Annotated in this window: 16 protein-coding genes; 8 read left to right on the plus strand and 8 right to left on the minus strand. The window is 54.9% G+C overall.

What is annotated here, in order from left to right; genetic code table 11:
• Positions 1 to 24: 24 nt before the first annotated feature.
• From CU041_RS09690 to CU041_RS09720, 7 genes are all read right to left on the minus strand, one after another.
• Positions 25 to 918 (minus strand): EamA family transporter, encoded by an 894-nt coding sequence (locus CU041_RS09690; protein ID WP_101246698.1) that lies wholly within the window; start codon positions 916 to 918, stop codon positions 25 to 27.
• Between the two features lie 221 nt (positions 919 to 1,139).
• Positions 1,140 to 2,384 carry a 23S rRNA (adenine(2503)-C(2))-methyltransferase RlmN gene (gene rlmN / locus CU041_RS09695; RefSeq protein WP_101246699.1) on the minus strand — a complete coding sequence of 415 codons (1,245 nt, stop codon included), beginning with the start codon at positions 2,382 to 2,384 and terminating at the stop codon, positions 1,140 to 1,142.
• A 253-nt stretch (positions 2,385 to 2,637) separates the two neighbouring features.
• Complete coding sequence (locus CU041_RS09700; protein WP_101246700.1) at positions 2,638 to 3,201, minus strand: invasion associated locus B family protein; 564 nt, start codon at positions 3,199 to 3,201, stop codon at positions 2,638 to 2,640.
• 415 nt (positions 3,202 to 3,616) lie between these two features.
• Positions 3,617 to 4,063, minus strand: a complete 447-nt coding sequence (locus CU041_RS09705) for a hypothetical protein (RefSeq protein WP_101246701.1) — start codon at positions 4,061 to 4,063, stop codon at positions 3,617 to 3,619.
• Positions 4,064 to 4,140: 77 nt separating this feature from the next.
• Positions 4,141 to 4,638, minus strand: a complete 498-nt coding sequence (locus CU041_RS09710) for a bactofilin family protein (RefSeq protein ID WP_233433062.1) — start codon at positions 4,636 to 4,638, stop codon at positions 4,141 to 4,143.
• Between the two features lie 278 nt (positions 4,639 to 4,916).
• Positions 4,917 to 5,594, minus strand: a complete 678-nt coding sequence (locus CU041_RS09715; RefSeq protein ID WP_101246703.1) for an EI24 domain-containing protein — start codon at positions 5,592 to 5,594, stop codon at positions 4,917 to 4,919.
• A 540-nt stretch (positions 5,595 to 6,134) separates the two neighbouring features.
• Positions 6,135 to 6,836, minus strand: coding sequence for a LolA family protein (locus tag CU041_RS09720; RefSeq protein WP_101246704.1), 702 nt, complete (start codon positions 6,834 to 6,836; stop codon positions 6,135 to 6,137).
• A gap of 232 nt (positions 6,837 to 7,068) precedes the next feature.
• Here CU041_RS09720 and gshB point away from each other — a divergent pair, with 232 nt between their 5' ends.
• The 5 genes from gshB to CU041_RS09745 all read left to right on the plus strand — a co-directional run bounded on the left by gshB (position 7,069) and on the right by CU041_RS09745 (position 11,364).
• Positions 7,069 to 8,013 carry a glutathione synthase gene (gshB, locus tag CU041_RS09725; protein ID WP_101246705.1) on the plus strand — a complete coding sequence of 315 codons (945 nt, stop codon included), beginning with the start codon at positions 7,069 to 7,071 and terminating at the stop codon, positions 8,011 to 8,013.
• Positions 8,014 to 8,174: 161 nt separating this feature from the next.
• Positions 8,175 to 9,644 (plus strand): alkaline phosphatase D family protein, encoded by a 1,470-nt coding sequence (locus tag CU041_RS09730; RefSeq protein WP_101246706.1) that lies wholly within the window; start codon positions 8,175 to 8,177, stop codon positions 9,642 to 9,644.
• Between the two features lie 48 nt (positions 9,645 to 9,692).
• The gene (locus CU041_RS09735) at positions 9,693 to 10,337 is read left to right on the plus strand and encodes a glutathione S-transferase (RefSeq protein ID WP_101246707.1); all 645 of its coding nucleotides are present in this window, start codon (positions 9,693 to 9,695) and stop codon (positions 10,335 to 10,337) included.
• 97 nt (positions 10,338 to 10,434) lie between these two features.
• Positions 10,435 to 10,671, plus strand: a complete 237-nt coding sequence (locus tag CU041_RS09740; protein ID WP_101246708.1) for a hypothetical protein — start codon at positions 10,435 to 10,437, stop codon at positions 10,669 to 10,671.
• 153 nt (positions 10,672 to 10,824) lie between these two features.
• Positions 10,825 to 11,364 (plus strand): GNAT family N-acetyltransferase, encoded by a 540-nt coding sequence (locus CU041_RS09745; protein ID WP_212733788.1) that lies wholly within the window; start codon positions 10,825 to 10,827, stop codon positions 11,362 to 11,364.
• On the opposite strand, the gene CU041_RS09750 is transcribed toward CU041_RS09745, so the two are convergent.
• Positions 11,336 to 11,815, minus strand: coding sequence for a MarR family winged helix-turn-helix transcriptional regulator (locus tag CU041_RS09750; RefSeq protein WP_101246709.1), 480 nt, complete (start codon positions 11,813 to 11,815; stop codon positions 11,336 to 11,338). The two genes, CU041_RS09745 and CU041_RS09750, sit on opposite strands and share 29 nt — an antisense overlap.
• A 210-nt stretch (positions 11,816 to 12,025) precedes the next feature.
• On the opposite strand from CU041_RS09750, the gene CU041_RS09755 reads away from it, so the two are divergent.
• From CU041_RS09755 to CU041_RS09765, 3 genes are all read left to right on the plus strand, one after another.
• Positions 12,026 to 12,463 carry a YybH family protein gene (locus tag CU041_RS09755; RefSeq protein ID WP_101246710.1) on the plus strand — a complete coding sequence of 146 codons (438 nt, stop codon included), beginning with the start codon at positions 12,026 to 12,028 and terminating at the stop codon, positions 12,461 to 12,463.
• A 47-nt stretch (positions 12,464 to 12,510) separates the two neighbouring features.
• Positions 12,511 to 12,936 (plus strand): VOC family protein, encoded by a 426-nt coding sequence (locus CU041_RS09760; RefSeq protein WP_101246711.1) that lies wholly within the window; start codon positions 12,511 to 12,513, stop codon positions 12,934 to 12,936.
• Between the two features lie 95 nt (positions 12,937 to 13,031).
• Positions 13,032 to 14,543 carry a YifB family Mg chelatase-like AAA ATPase gene (locus tag CU041_RS09765; RefSeq protein ID WP_101246712.1) on the plus strand — a complete coding sequence of 504 codons (1,512 nt, stop codon included), beginning with the start codon at positions 13,032 to 13,034 and terminating at the stop codon, positions 14,541 to 14,543.
• The last annotated feature ends 4 nt before the right edge of the window (positions 14,544 to 14,547 follow it).

A 14,547-nucleotide genomic window follows, 5' to 3' on the forward strand; every position in this document is an offset into this window, starting at 1 on the left:
AGGACTATCAAATAGTCCTTATATTTATATTTTCCCGGCATCAGGGCGGGAAAATGCGGACATAAGCTTCCCGCCAAACACATTAATCATCAGCCCGGTCATCACAAGGATTGCCGAGATGATTTTGATTGGTCCGAAATCCTCACCCAGAACAAGCGCAGATGTCGCCATTCCGACAATCGGAACAAGCAGCGTAAACGGGGCGACCAGCCCGACCGGAAGGGTTGATAGCAACCGACCCCAGATGGCAAACCCCAGCAACGTCACCGGATAGGCCAGATACAGGATTGACCCGATACCGATCCAGCTGATCTGGTCGCCAAGGCTTGCCAGATTTGCCCGGTCTTCGGTCAGGAAGGACAGAATGGCAAGCGGGATCGGCGGAACAAGGCTGGCCCAGACCACAAAGGACAGCATCTGTACCGATCCTGCGCGCTTCATGATGATATTGGCGACTCCCCAGGCCGCGGCGGCGGCAATCACAAGCGCCAGCCCGATGGCGGTGATGGAGCCGTCCGAAACAAACAGAAGCAACCCGACGCCGCAAAACGCCACCAGCATGGCGATGATACGATGCGGTCCGATCTTTTCGCCAAGCAAAAACACGCCCAAAATCAGAGTGAAGAAGGCCTGCAATTGCAGGACAAGCGATGAAATCCCCGCCGATAATCCAAGATCCATGCCCAGAAACAGCAGGGAAAACTTGATACAGCCAAGCACCACGCCAAAGCCGACCACATATTTCCAGGGACATTTGGGTCGCGGCAGGAAGAACACAGCCGGCAGGGCCGCAAAGGCAAACCGCAATGATGACAGCAGGATCGGTGGCATTTCACCCAGGCCCAGCTTAATCACGGTGAAATTCGCACCCCAGATGGTGACGACCAGCAAAATTGCGAAAAACTGACCAACGGACATGCGGCTTGTGACCTTGCGATAATTTCGTGGGGAAAATCACGCTATGCCTGTCACAGCAGTTCGACAATCAAAACAATGTCATGGCGACAATTTTGCGCAAGAACATGAAAATATGCCGGAAATGACAAACACCGGACAGCTGGGCCATCCGGTGTTTGTCAAAATCGTTTCGTGCGTGCCCAAATGGGCGGGACCGAAAAGTCAGGCGGGGTTACTTTGCGTTACTGTGCCGCAACCACGCCTTCGTCACTGGTGCCGGCACCCGATTTGCCACAGCCCGAGACGCGCGATTTGCGCTGGCGCTGGCTTTCGGATTTGAGCTGACCACAGGCGGCCAGAATATCGCGGCCGCGCGGCCAGCGGATCGGGGCTTCGTAGCCGCAATCAAGCAGGATCTGCGCGAATTTCTTGATGTCATTGGTCGGCGTGCATTCATAATCCGAGCCCGGCCATTTATTGAACGGGATCAGGTTGAATTTGCAGTGAACACCTTTGACAAGCTTGGCCAATGCGCGCGCATGTTCGGGTTTATCATTCACGCCCTTGAGCATCACATATTCCATAGTGATCGGACGCGAGTTGGACATGCCCGGATAATGACGGCAGGCATCCATCAGTTCCTTGAGCGGGTATTTCTTGTTGATCGGCATGATTTCATTGCGCAGATCATCATCAGGCGCATGCAACGAAATAGCCAGACCCACACCGAGATCCTCGCCACAGCGGACGATTTCCGGCACGACACCGGATGTCGACAGTGTGACACGGCGGCGCGAGATCGAAATGCCTTCGCCATCCATGGCAATGCGCAGCGCATCGCGCACGTTTTCATAGTTAAACAGCGGTTCACCCATGCCCATCATGACGATGTTTGACAGGCGACGGATGCCATTGGCCGGTGTCGGCCATTCGCCATAGCTGTCACGTGCGACCATGAACTGGCTGACGATTTCGCCAGGTGTCAGGTTGCGCACCAGAAGCTGGGTACCGGTATGGCAGAATTTGCAGGTCAGCGTGCAGCCAACCTGCGATGAAATGCAGACAGCACCACGGTCTTCGTTGCGATCCGGGATATAGACCGTCTCGGCCTCGTTGCCGTCATGGAACTTCATCAGCCATTTGTGGGTGTCGTCCGAGCTTTTCTGATCGGCAGTCAGAACCGGACGGCCGATATAGAAATCCTGGGACAGGCGATCACGCAGTTTTTTGGAAATGTTGGTCATATCCTCGATGTCGGTGACACCGCGGTTATAGATCCAGTTCCAAAGCTGTTTGACGCGGAACTTGCTTTCACCCATGCCAGCCATAAGCTCGGTCAGTTCTTCGCGGGTGATCCCGACCAGGTCGCGCCGACCGTCGGCAGCCTGCCCATTGGCGGCGCGCGTGACGAAATCGGACAGCGACGGCCCGTCCTGACGGACGGATGCGTTGGTCTGGGGTGCGTTTTCGGTCAGGACGTCGGTCATCCCGGGCTCTCTCTTTTTGGGTTCTGGTGGTATTGCCGATCGGTTCTGGCGCAATATGCGTTTCTGGTGACAGCGGGACTATACCAGAAAATGCGCCGGAATGCGTCGGGCACATAAAACTGTTGGCCCCGCATATAGCGGGGCCGGACAAAATTAGAAACGATAAATTTCACATTGCTGCTATCGCACCTATGCAATCAGGGTTGCAGATGGCGCAAACGCAACATCACCTATCGGTTCGAAACAGCCGCGATCAGTTGACCGGCGTCGTGTTGCAAGCCTTTGAAATCGCGTTATAGGCGGCGGTAAAGCCCGACAGTGAATAGGTGTCGGTGGTTTTGGTGCCACGCGAAGAATAGCCGACAACAACCATGGTCGACCCGGATTTCATTGCACTGACCAGCTTGCGGTCGGTTTCGGCATCGACGGCCCATGCGGAATCAGCATGGGTAAACAGGCTGAACTTCTTGGAATCGATTCGAAGATCGACCGTGCTTTTGTCCTTATAGGTGTAACCGGTAATGAAGCTGACTTCATTGACCAGTTTCAGGCTCGGCCGATGGGTGACCATCACGTAAATTTTGCCGCGCTGGGTGTAATCGCCTTTGGCCGATGTCGGCTGGCTGCCCATATAGCAGACTTTCTGGCCTTCTTCGGAATAGGTGTAAGCTTCCCATTTGCCATAGACGTCAATCAGCTTGGGCGCATTTTGCGCCTGTGCACTGGTGGCAGGAATGCTGATCGCAATCACATAGACAAATGCTGACAGAGCAGCGGCGATCGAAGTTCTGACGAGACGATGGGCGTGTTTTTTCATGAGGTCGCGTATCGTGTCTGAAGTTTCGGGACAGGCCCGTTGAGGGCCGGGAAAAGGTAATAAAGCCATCGGATATGGCAAATTTATGAGGTCGCTTATCGGAGCCTGCCAATAAAAGGTAAAGATTAAACCAAGGAAATCTGTCCGATCCGGCAAAAATTGCGTTTTTACCGTGCTTTCCGGGACTTTTCGGGCGGTTAAGCCCCCTTGTTCGGGGAATTTGGCCGGGCTTTGCCGCCGACAGGCCGCTGGTGGAATGTGATCGGGTTAACAGCGTCACGTGCCTGCCACAGGATGGCGGGTTAATCGGGGGGGGGGGGGGGCCAAAGGGGTGCGGTCGCTGTTCTTGGGCTGGAGTGTTAGGAGCCAGGCATTAGCATCATGCTTCGGGTTCCGGGCTCCGGGCACTTGGGCCTTAGCCTTGGGCAAGCTTTTGTTTGACGACCTGATCAAGACAGTCCTGAACCGTGATTGCCTTATTGCCACGGCGCATCCGCGCAAGCATGTGGAGCAATTCACGCGCACCACCTTCGGCCTTGGGTACAAAGAAGGCGTCGAACGAACATTGTTCGGACCGATATTGCCAGACGCGAATTTCGCCTTCGCCGCGGATCATTTCCGGGGCGCCAATCCGGGATTCGAAGGCTTCTTCCGACAGGCCCTTAAGGGTGTCTGTTGGAATTGGCTTGAACGGAATGGCGGCAACCTTGGGCGACTTTGCGCTTTCGGGTTTTTTGCGGGTGACCGGGCGGGTGGTCTTGATCGCACCGCTGTTGCTCAGTTCACCGTAATTGGCATTTGTGCTGCCCGGGGGAACGGCATTCCCGCCACAGGCACTCAGCCCCATGGCAATCATGGCCATAATGAACAACACCCCGAACAGACGGGTCGTGTCCGTTCGGGGTGTTTGTATGGTCAAACCGGGTGCGCGCACGGTGATCAGGAATCGTCTGATTTGCGCGGGATGGTGATTGCCGCGGTATTGCCGCCGCGCGCCAGTCCGTCGTCGCTGCCTTCGACATAATCAAGTTCACCCTTGATGCGCGCACCGTTTTCCACATGCAGTGCGCCATAGGTGATCTTGCCGCTGATTTCGGCCGAATGGATGACGGTCACGCGACGGGCATTCAGATCGCCCTCGAACTTGCCGCTGATTTCGGCTTCATCAACCTGTGCCGATCCGATGAAGGAACCGCCTTCGGAAACTTCAAGACGGGTGCATTCCTTGATCTGGGCTTCAACAACGCCCTCGACGACCAGAATATCGCAGGAACCGATTTCACCTTTCAGGGTGATATCGCGGCCAACCGTCAGCTTTTTGCCCTCGGCATTGTTGCCGGCACTTGCAGGACGGCCCGAATTGCCACGGGTCGGAATTTCAAGCGGGCGTTTCGGGATTTCCGGGCGGAAGCTGGTGGAATGCGGTTTACTGGACATTTGCGGTTCATCCTTTGTGCGCGGCCGGGTGAAGAGCTGCGGCTCACTTCGTTTTTCTGTTTTTTCGGCAATGCCGGTGGCGTGATCAGCTGCAATCGCGGTGGCCTTGGTCGTGGTCCCGGAAAGTGTGCCTGATCCATCTTTGACAGATGTATCTGACGAAGCCGCACTGCTGTCGACTGTTTTATTGGCTTTTTTCTTTCCAAACATTGGATGACCAGATCCTTGTATTGCAGTTTCGGTTCAGGGGTCCGTTGCCCGTATGTCTTTAAACCGGTTTATGCGTTTTGCGGCACAAAGGTGCCAAGACGCACGGAGTAATGGACCATAAAGGCTGTGGCGATGATCGGCGCAACCAGATTGACCACCGGAATGGTCATCAGGAAGGTCAGGCCGATCCCGGCAACCCAAAGCTTTTTCTGGCGGCTTTTGCGAATGGATTCGACGGTACGCGCATCATAGCGGCGCGCAGCAACCAGTTCAAAATATTCACGCGAAAGAAGATACCCGTTCATCGTGTAGAAGGCGATGACATAAAGCGGCCCCGCCAGAAGCAGCGGCAAAATCAGAATGTTAAGCGCAAGCGCGGTCAGCGCGAATTTAAGACCGCTGATCAGGGCCTCGTGGATCGGTTGCGGGCGGGTATCGGGCAAGGTCGGGTAATGCTTGTCTTCGACCGCATCGGCAATCTGATCAAGCAGCAGGCTTGAAATCAGAACCGTGGCTGCGGGAAACAGCAAAATGACCAGAAGCGTCAGACCAATGCCAAGCACCCAGTCAACCGCACTTTCAAGCCAGCCGCCATCGGTGAAAAAGGTGATGGAATTCAGACCGAACCAGATCAATACCCACAGCGCGACAATGGTGGCCAATGCACCGGCAATCCCGATCAGAACGACCTTGCGAAAACGCGGGTCGGAAAATTGTGCGATGGATTTCAGAAAGTCGTTGATCATCGAACGTGTCGATCCTGTCCTGTCATTGGGTGATCCTGATCCATAAGGGAATCATGCCTGAGAGTCGTACGCAATTAAAATTAACAGCCCGTGAAATCATCAAACATGCAGGGCAGCTTTCACAAATCCGCCACGGGCGATGCCGTGGATGATGCCATTGATGATGCCAAGGGTGACCTAGGTCTTAGCCGAGCGTTTGGGCAAAAAAAAGGCGTCCGGCCAGGGGGGAGAACCGGACGCCAGCGCTCCGATGATCTGGAGCGTGAGGAAAGGTAGGGGAGACCTTTTCCTCACACCGGGTTCCCATCATTTTAGGGAACCTTGTGACAGACTCTCATATAGGAAGCAGACGGGGTCTCCGCCATAGCATCTGGTCCGAAATTTCGGCCATTTCACGAAGGTTTGAGGGATTCCGAACAATGGGAATTTTCATTACGAAACCCCAATGTCGACAAGGGCTTGAATCACAAAATAATTAGTCTCAGGCGACCATCGCCATGCACTTTCACATCCGGTACGACGAATGAAAAAATTTTGTGATCAGTTGCCCTTTTGCGGCCAGATGCGGTCGAACTTGAACAGCTCGGGATCAAGTGTGACACCTTCTTCGGTGTTGAAAAGGGTCACTGTGGTTTCAATCCCGGTCGGATCTGTGACGATCCACTGACGCAACTGCATCGGCTTTTCACCAAAGACCAGCGTGACACTGCCCGCGCCCGGATCGGATTTGCGCACCATTTCAACGCGGATGGTTTCCGCCGTACGGCGATAATCGACGATTTTGACCTTGTCGGTCAGCGAAATGTCCTTGGCCAGGATGATGCCGGCCGGGGTTTCGTCGATATCGAAATAGGTCGGGGCGTTGATTTCCTTATCATAATAGATGAAATCATGCCCGGTCGAGACCAGAAGGATCTGGGCCGGCGGGTTATATTCGAACCGCATCTTGCCCGGACGTTCCATGAAAAGTTCGCCCTCGGCTGCACCGCCATCCGATGAAATCTGCACAAAGTCGGCCTTGAGCGTGGTGATATTGGCAAGATAGTTTTCAATCTTGCTGATCATTTCCGGGCTGATCTGCGACGATGATGACTGGGCGTGGGCTGCTTGGGGCAGAAACGCCATGCTGCTTACCGCACCAAGACCGATGGCAGTGGCCAGAATGCCCGCGGCAATCGCCGAACGGGATTTCTTGCCAGCATGTTTCAAGGATGCCTTCGTATTTTTGCGGGTAAACGTCATGTGCTTGCCTGGTCGTCAAAACAAATAATTGATCGCGATTGCGGAAGTTGAATGGCGGATGATAAAAATCCTGCCAAATGTAATCGCAACATCTTACATATCGCATCATTTGGCCGGGAAGGCCAGCCGGGTCAAGCAATGCCCGCAAATGATCACAATTGGCCGTTTTGGGCCACAATTGTCGACTTGCAGGTCAGGGCAGACCGCCCCGGTGAACAGGAGAACGCGTTTAATGAGCCGTATAGTCGCCATCCAGATGGATCCGATTGAATCAATCGATATCAAGGGGGATTCCACCTTTGTCATGGGCCTCGAAGCCCAGGCGCGCGGATATGAACTTCTGCATTATCATCCGGACGACATGTTCTATGACCGCGGTCATATCAAGGCGGAAGTCCGCCCGATGACTCTGCGCTATGAACAGGGCAATCATTATGATCTGGGTGCACCCAAAATCATTGATCTGGCAAAGGAAACCGATGTGATCCTGATGCGTCAGGACCCGCCCTTTGACATGAATTACATCACGGCCACCCACCTTCTGGAAGCCGTCCATCCGGAAACATTTGTTGTCAATCATCCGGGCCATGTCCGCAATGCGCCCGAAAAGATCTTTGTCACCGAATTCCCCGATCTGATGCCCCCGACCCTGATCACCCGGTCGGCAGCCCGCATTCGCGATTTCCGCGAAGAATACAAGGACATCATCGTCAAGCCGCTGTTTGGCAATGGCGGGGCCGGTGTTTTCCATCTCAAGCCCGGGGACGAAAACATCAATTCCCTGCTTGAACTGTTTGCGGCCCAGTCGCGCGAACCATTGATGGTGCAGGCCTATTTGCCTGACGTGCGCAAAGGGGACAAACGCATCATTCTGGTCGATGGCAAACCGGTGGGTGCGATCAACCGCGTTCCGGCCGAAGGTGAAGCACGTTCGAACATGCATGTTGGCGGTGTGGCCGAAAAATCGATGCTGACCGAACGTGAACTGGAAATCTGTGAACGCATCGGGCCGGAGCTTAAAAAGCGCGATCTGATCTTTGTCGGGATCGATGTGATCGGCGATTATATGACCGAAATCAACGTCACCTCGCCCACCGGCCTTCAGGAAGTGAACCGTTTTGACGGGTCGAAACTTGAAAGCCTGATCTGGGATGCGATCGAAACCCGGCTTTCCTGATCGGGATCATCGGGTGATGACAAAATGACAAAAGGGCAAGTGATCAGGGTCGCTTGCCCTTTTTTGTGCCGATTGATTTGCTGAACTGCCGGTACGGGGAACCAAAACCCGCACCAGACGTATCAAGGACATATCATTTCCACAGCAGGAACATCGCCCGCATGACCGATCGCAAGGCCAAGATAATCAAAGGCAACGACCTGTTCGGGCCGTTTTTGTTTGCCCGCGGCGGGGATGACCGGGTTTCAAGGTTGGCTGCGCTGGTAGTTGCGCCCGAGAGGATGGAAATTCCCGAATTGCGCCCGATGGGGGCCGCAGCAGTATCACCGGTCGAACTTGCGACCCTGTTTGGTCGGACATATTGGCGGTTTGATTTTGACCTGCCGGCGAAACCCGATGCCTGTTATCATTTCGATGATGAAACATTCACGGTATTTAGTGATTTCAGTTCGGACATACGGAGCGGTTTTGTGTCCTGCAATGGTCAGGAAGAAGGCGATCTTGACCGGCCGCTTGAAGACCGCAATGCGTTATGGACCGATCTTGGCCGCGAACATCAAAACCGGCCCTTTGCACTGTTGTTGCATGGCGGGGATCAGATTTACGCCGACGGTGTCTGGGAATGCCATCCCGACATCGTGCGATGGACCAAGGCGCGCCGCCGCACCAAACAGTCGAGCGCATTTTCCGAAGACATGCGCGATGCGGTTCTGAAATTCTATCTTGATCATTATCTGGCGATTTACGGACAGCCACAGATCAGCCACATGCTGGCGCGTGTGCCGTCACTTATGATGTGGGATGACCACGATATTTTTGATGGCTGGGGCAGTCACAAAAAATGGTTCCAGGGATCCGAAGTGGCGCGTGGCATGTTTGCCTGCGCGCGTGCGGCCTTCTGTTTGATGCAGCTTGCCGCAAGTCCCGATGGCAGTGACAAGACCCTGCCCGACATGGTTCTTGACCGTGGGGGCAAAAGTCTTGCCTGGAAGGTCGAATATCCCGGTATCAGCCTTGTCGCGCCGGATCTGCGATCCGAGCGCACCCCGAATGATATTATGGGCGATCATGGCTGGCGTGATCTTCCCGGGGCACTTGAAACGGTATCAAAGGGCAATCGCATTCTTCTGATGTCGAGCGTGCCGGTGATCGGTCCGCGCCTGTCACTGGTGGAGATGTTTTTGCATATGCTGCCGCGGGCGCAAAAATACGAAGATGACCTGCGCGACCAATGGCAAAGCCGCTGGCACCGCCGCGAATGGTGCCGGTTCCTTGAATTGCTTGAACGGATTGCCAACGACCACGATCACGACATCACGATCCTGTCTGGCGAGATTCATGTCGCCACGCGCGGTACCTTTGAAACACAGGGGAAAACCATCCATCAGCTGGTGGCATCGGGGATCTCGCATACCGCACCGCCCGTGGCCTTTGCCCGTTGTCTTGGGTTGCTGGCCTGGATTGGGGATAACCCGCTTCCGGATCGCCCGACCAAGCTAAAACCGCTGCCCGGGCGTATTGGGACCTATTGTGCGGCGCGAAATTACCTTACACTGGACCGCAAAGGACAAAACTGGGATGCGAACTGGCATCTTGAAGGGATCGGCTGGACAGCGGATTTGACGATATAGGGCGTTGCAGAGTGAAAAACGCCTGAAACCGGCAAGGGGCTTTGGATCATGATGCAACTTTACTATTCGCCAACATCACCTTTTTCACGCAAGGTGCGGGTCGTTTTGCGCGAACTCGGTCTGGAAAAGCAGGTCAGTGAAATCCTGATTGATCCCTGGACCGATGCGGCCTTGCGCGAACATAACCCGCTGGCAAAGGTCCCGACCCTGATCCTTGAAGACGGGATGGCGGTTTTTGAATCAGCTGTGATTTGTGACTATCTCGACCAGTTGGCCCGATCGACCGGACAATCGGACGGCGTTATTCCCCAGGACGGGATTGATCGCCTTAATGCCCTGAAATGGCAAGGTTTGGCCGATGGTATGATGACGGCAACCGGCCGGCTGTTTGCCGATTCAAAGCGGGCAGAAACTGATCGTTCCGATTTCGTAATGGACCGGCAGGCAACCGCCGTCCAAAGTGCGATTGATGCCATCCTTGAAGGATTGCCGCAATTGCGGACCGAGGAACCCAATCTTGGGACCTGGTCGGTTCTGGTCGGGCTTTATTATATCGATTTCCGCTGGCCGGACCGGCGATTTGATATTCCGGTGCGGGTACGCGACTGGATGGCGATCATGTCCGAACGTGAATCCCTGACCGAAACCGTCTTCCACCTGCCCCACGACAATGATCAAAAGTCGATTGCCTGATATCCGGGCATGGGGTAATGCCATCGCAAACTGCACGTGCTTGCCCGAAATTGCGCTATAGTGCGGTACTGTCGCATTTCTAGAAAAAAGAGTCCCGATGCCCGAACCGAAAATCACCAAAGCCATGCGCGAACGCGCCTGGGCCCGTGCCGCCAAGATTGATGGTGAAGATGCAAGTGTGGTGCGCAAACACGAAGCCAGCGGCATCACCATGAAAAAGGAAAGCTTTGGCAAGTTTCGCAATTTCGGCTGGACCGTGGTTGATGAAGAAGCCGTTCCGTGCCGCAAGGAATTCCTTCCGCCGCGCGAAGCAACCGATAAAGACGAAGATTGATTGACTGACTGACTGACTGAACGCGGCCCGCAAGGTCGGGCTTGGGCAGATGTGATCGGTTGTGATCTGCCTTGATTTGACAATTGATCGGCCAGACTGCGCAATGGGTGCGATACCTTTGCGCCTTTTTCTTTTTCGAGCTGGCAGAACTGAATGTCACATGATGCGATGCGTCCGGCCACAGGACCCAAGATCGATTTTGTCGATCTGCGCGATATCGATCCGGCCATGGTCATTGCGCATATGTCTGATCGGCGTCTGCGCGTGCATATGCCGTTACTGTCCGGCCCTTGGGACCGGGCGGCCTATGACCGGTTTATCATGGTCAAAACCCGATATTGGGCACGTGACGGGCTCGGCCACTGGGCAATTATGTGTGATGGTGTCTATGTTGGCTGGGGCGGATTCCAGAAGGAAGGAAATGACTGGGATTACGGGCTGGTATTGAAGGCCGACTGTTTTGGCCTGGGCATGGCAATCACCCGAAAGGCACTGGAATTTGCGCGCGCGGATCCGCGCATTCCCCATGTTACCTTCCTATTGCCGCCGACCCGGACCAGACTTGGCGCGTTAAAACGCATTGGGGCAGTGTTTGACGGCCCGGTTATGCATGACGGCGGCCAGTTTTTGCGATATCGGCTTGAAACCGGTGCAAATGATGCGACTATTTTTCCGGATCCTGCGACAGGCTGATCAGATCGGCCAAAAGTTGTTGGGCATTGGAGTCGGCGACCAGACTTTCGAGCTGATTTTGTGTTTCCTTCCAGATTGGAAAGGCACGCGCCAAAAGCGCCATGCCATCCTTGGTCAGGCTGAGCAAACGGCCGCGCTTGTCCTTGGGATCCGGTGTGATTTCCACAAGCCCGCGCCGTTCAAGCGGTTTGAGATTGGCGGTAAGTGTGGTGCGATCCATCGCCAGAAGATCGGCGACATCCTTCATATGCGGTGGCGAAGGACGGTTGAGCGACATCAGCAATGAATATTGCCCGCTGGTCAGATCAAGCGGACGAAATGCATCATCAAACCGCCGGGCAATTGTTCTGGCCGCCCGCCTGACATGCAGGCAAAGACACGAGTCCCGAACCATAAGGGTATTGGCAAACGGAACCGTGTGATCGTTATGGTTGAATTCTTTTTTTGACATGACTTAATTATGTTGATATCAACGTATTTGTCAAACGGGAAAAGCATAAAACGCTGATCTGTTTCCCGGTTTTCGGCAACCAGTCGTGACCGTTGAATATCAATGGTTTGCGTTGTGCTCGACCGACCGACCGAGCGAGCATCCGACCGTGTTTATGACCCTGCCCTGTCGATAGGCCGGGGCGCTGTACATCATCAAAGGATCCGTCTGATGACCAATCCGCAATCTGACGACCACAAGGCCATTCTGGATCTTCTTGACCGCTGGATCACATTTGCCAGCAACAAAGATGTTGATGCCGTGATGGCACTTTATAGCGACGATATCTGTTCCTTTGACGCGATCGGGCCGCTGCAAGTGCGTGGTCATGCGCAATATCGCGCCCATTGGCATCGCTGCATGCCCGAAAGGGGCACGGTCTTTTTCCAGCCGCTTGAACCTTCCATCCGGGTGTCGGGTGATCTTGCGGTGGTGCATTTCCTGATCCGGTGCGGGTTGCGCCACGATGATGGCAGTGAACAGGCCAGCTGGATGCGCGCGACAAAGCAACTTGAAAAACAGGGCGGGCACTGGCGCATCGTGCATGAACATTTCTCGGTACCGTTTGACTATGAAAATTGTGCTGCCCAGTTCGATCTGGCGCCATAAGCCAGGATATCTGCGTCATCCACCCCTTTGATTTGAGGATCACCGCGATGAAATTGATCACGTATCTGAACTTTGACGGCAATTGCCGTCCGGCATTCGAATTTTATCAGACCATTCTGGGCGGCGAACTGATCATGATGGCCTATGGCGATACGCCGATGGCCGGTGACATGCCCGAACATAACGACAAGATCGCCCATGCCTGCCTGATCGGTGATGGCTGGCAGGTGATGGGATCTGATTGTCCGCCCGACTATTTCAACAAAATGCAGGGCATGACAGCATCCCTTCACTTTGATACCGCCGCACAGGCAAAAGCCATCTTTGACCGCTTATCCGTTGATGGTGTGGTTACCATGCCGTTTGACAAAACCTTCTGGTCACCCGGCTATGGCATGTTTGTCGACAAGTTCGGAACACCGTGGATGATCAATACCGAAATGTCGTCGGACGACATGGCAAGCTGTGCGTGATGGCGGTCCTAATTCCCTGTTGATAAACGATTTGTTGCTCTGATCCCCATTTCCCGTCAAAGTATTGCAACTTGGGGTTATGGGGATCAGCCAACATGACAGCACGGGTCACGACAGTCGCCTTTGCCGGGATTGAAACCATCCCAGTTGACGTTCAGGTGCAAATGGCAAGTGGCCTTCCGGCTTTTACCGTGGTTGGCCTGCCTGACAAGGCGGTGTCAGAGGCCCGCGAACGGGTGCGTTCGGCACTTTCTGCCATGGGGCTTGCCCTGCCGCCCAAGCGGATCACGATTAATCTCGCGCCGGCCGATTTGCTTAAGGAAGGATCGCATTTCGATCTGCCGATCGCACTTGGTCTTTTGGCCGAAATGGATGTGATCGGGCATGAAGATATCGCGCAGTTTCTGGTACTTGGCGAACTTGGCCTTGATGGCGGGATCACCGCGGTTGGCGGGGTTCTGCCCGCAGCGATGGAGGCCGCGACACGTGATTGCGGGATCATTTGCCCGCATGACAACGGGGCCGAGGCCCTTTGGGCCGGTGATCTGGAAATTCTGGCGCCCAAAACACTGATTAGCCTGATCAATCATTTCAAGGGCACCCAGATCCTTGCCCGTCCGACCCGGCGTGATGACGGGGAAATCAACGAATTTCATGGTGATCTGCGTGATATCAAGGGACAGGAAAGCGCCAAGCGCGCGCTTGAGATCGCCGCAGCCGGCGGCCATAACCTTTTGATGTCGGGGCCACCCGGATCGGGAAAGTCGATGCTGGCGGCCCGGTTGCCGGGTATCCTGCCCGATCTTGATGCCAGACAGGCGCTTGAAACCACGGTCATCCATTCGGTATCGGGGATGTTGCCGGCCGGCGGGCTTATCCGCAGCCGTCCCTACAGAACCCCGCACCATTCAGCATCGATGCCGGCCCTTGTGGGTGGCGGGCATCGTGTACGGCCGGGTGAAATTTCACTGGCCCATAACGGGGTGCTGTTTCTCGATGAATTGCCGGAATTTCAACGCAATGTGCTTGATGCCCTGCGTCAGCCGCTTGAAACCGGGCAGGTTTCGGTCGCACGCGCCAATGCACATGTGACCTATCCGGCACGGGTGCAGCTGGTGGCGGCGATGAATCCATGCCGTTGTGGCTATCTGGGGGATAATGATCTGGCCTGTAGCCGCGCACCAAGATGTGGCGAGGATTATCAGGCAAGACTGTCAGGGCCGCTTCTTGACCGGTTTGATATTCAGATCGAAGTCCCGGCGGTCAAGCCCGAAGAACTTGATCTGCCAGCCAGCGGGGAAACAAGTGCGGTGATCCGTGACCGGGTGCTCAGGGCGCGCGAAGTACAAATGTTACGATATAAGAACGAACCGATATCAACCAACGCACTGGCCGATGGCGACGTTTTGCAACAGGCGGCATCGCTTGATGAGGACGGGCGTGGTCTGCTTCAGGATGCCGCCCGTCAGATGAAGCTTTCGGCCCGCGGATATCACCGTATCCTGCGCGTTGCACGCACGATTGCCGATCTTGCCGACAGCAAAGCCGTCAAACGCCCCCATATTGCCGAGGCCCTGAACTATCGGCAGATGGTTTATCGCCGTTAGTTCA

It is taken from the genome of Thalassospira povalilytica (assembly GCF_002844235.1).
GTDB classification, from domain to species: domain Bacteria; phylum Pseudomonadota; class Alphaproteobacteria; order Rhodospirillales; family Thalassospiraceae; genus Thalassospira; species Thalassospira povalilytica.

Excerpts from the sequence above, each read along its gene's own strand:
- CU041_RS09690 (WP_101246698.1), bottom strand. The coding sequence starts at position 918 with ATGTCCGTTGGTCAGTTTTTCGCAATTTTGCTGGTCGTCACCATCTGG.
- rlmN (WP_101246699.1), bottom strand. The coding sequence starts at position 2,384 with ATGACCGACGTCCTGACCGAAAACGCACCCCAGACCAACGCATCCGTC.
- CU041_RS09700 (WP_101246700.1), bottom strand. The coding sequence starts at position 3,201 with ATGAAAAAACACGCCCATCGTCTCGTCAGAACTTCGATCGCCGCTGCT.
- CU041_RS09705 (WP_101246701.1), bottom strand. The coding sequence starts at position 4,063 with ATGGCCATGATTGCCATGGGGCTGAGTGCCTGTGGCGGGAATGCCGTT.
- CU041_RS09710 (WP_233433062.1), bottom strand. The coding sequence starts at position 4,638 with ATGTCCAGTAAACCGCATTCCACCAGCTTCCGCCCGGAAATCCCGAAA.
- CU041_RS09715 (WP_101246703.1), bottom strand. The coding sequence starts at position 5,594 with ATGATCAACGACTTTCTGAAATCCATCGCACAATTTTCCGACCCGCGT.
- CU041_RS09720 (WP_101246704.1), bottom strand. The coding sequence starts at position 6,836 with ATGACGTTTACCCGCAAAAATACGAAGGCATCCTTGAAACATGCTGGC.
- gshB (WP_101246705.1), top strand. The coding sequence starts at position 7,069 with ATGAGCCGTATAGTCGCCATCCAGATGGATCCGATTGAATCAATCGAT.
- CU041_RS09730 (WP_101246706.1), top strand. The coding sequence starts at position 8,175 with ATGACCGATCGCAAGGCCAAGATAATCAAAGGCAACGACCTGTTCGGG.
- CU041_RS09735 (WP_101246707.1), top strand. The coding sequence starts at position 9,693 with ATGATGCAACTTTACTATTCGCCAACATCACCTTTTTCACGCAAGGTG.
- CU041_RS09740 (WP_101246708.1), top strand. The coding sequence starts at position 10,435 with ATGCCCGAACCGAAAATCACCAAAGCCATGCGCGAACGCGCCTGGGCC.
- CU041_RS09745 (WP_212733788.1), top strand. The coding sequence starts at position 10,825 with ATGTCACATGATGCGATGCGTCCGGCCACAGGACCCAAGATCGATTTT.
- CU041_RS09750 (WP_101246709.1), bottom strand. The coding sequence starts at position 11,815 with ATGTCAAAAAAAGAATTCAACCATAACGATCACACGGTTCCGTTTGCC.
- CU041_RS09755 (WP_101246710.1), top strand. The coding sequence starts at position 12,026 with ATGACCAATCCGCAATCTGACGACCACAAGGCCATTCTGGATCTTCTT.
- CU041_RS09760 (WP_101246711.1), top strand. The coding sequence starts at position 12,511 with ATGAAATTGATCACGTATCTGAACTTTGACGGCAATTGCCGTCCGGCA.
- CU041_RS09765 (WP_101246712.1), top strand. The coding sequence starts at position 13,032 with ATGACAGCACGGGTCACGACAGTCGCCTTTGCCGGGATTGAAACCATC.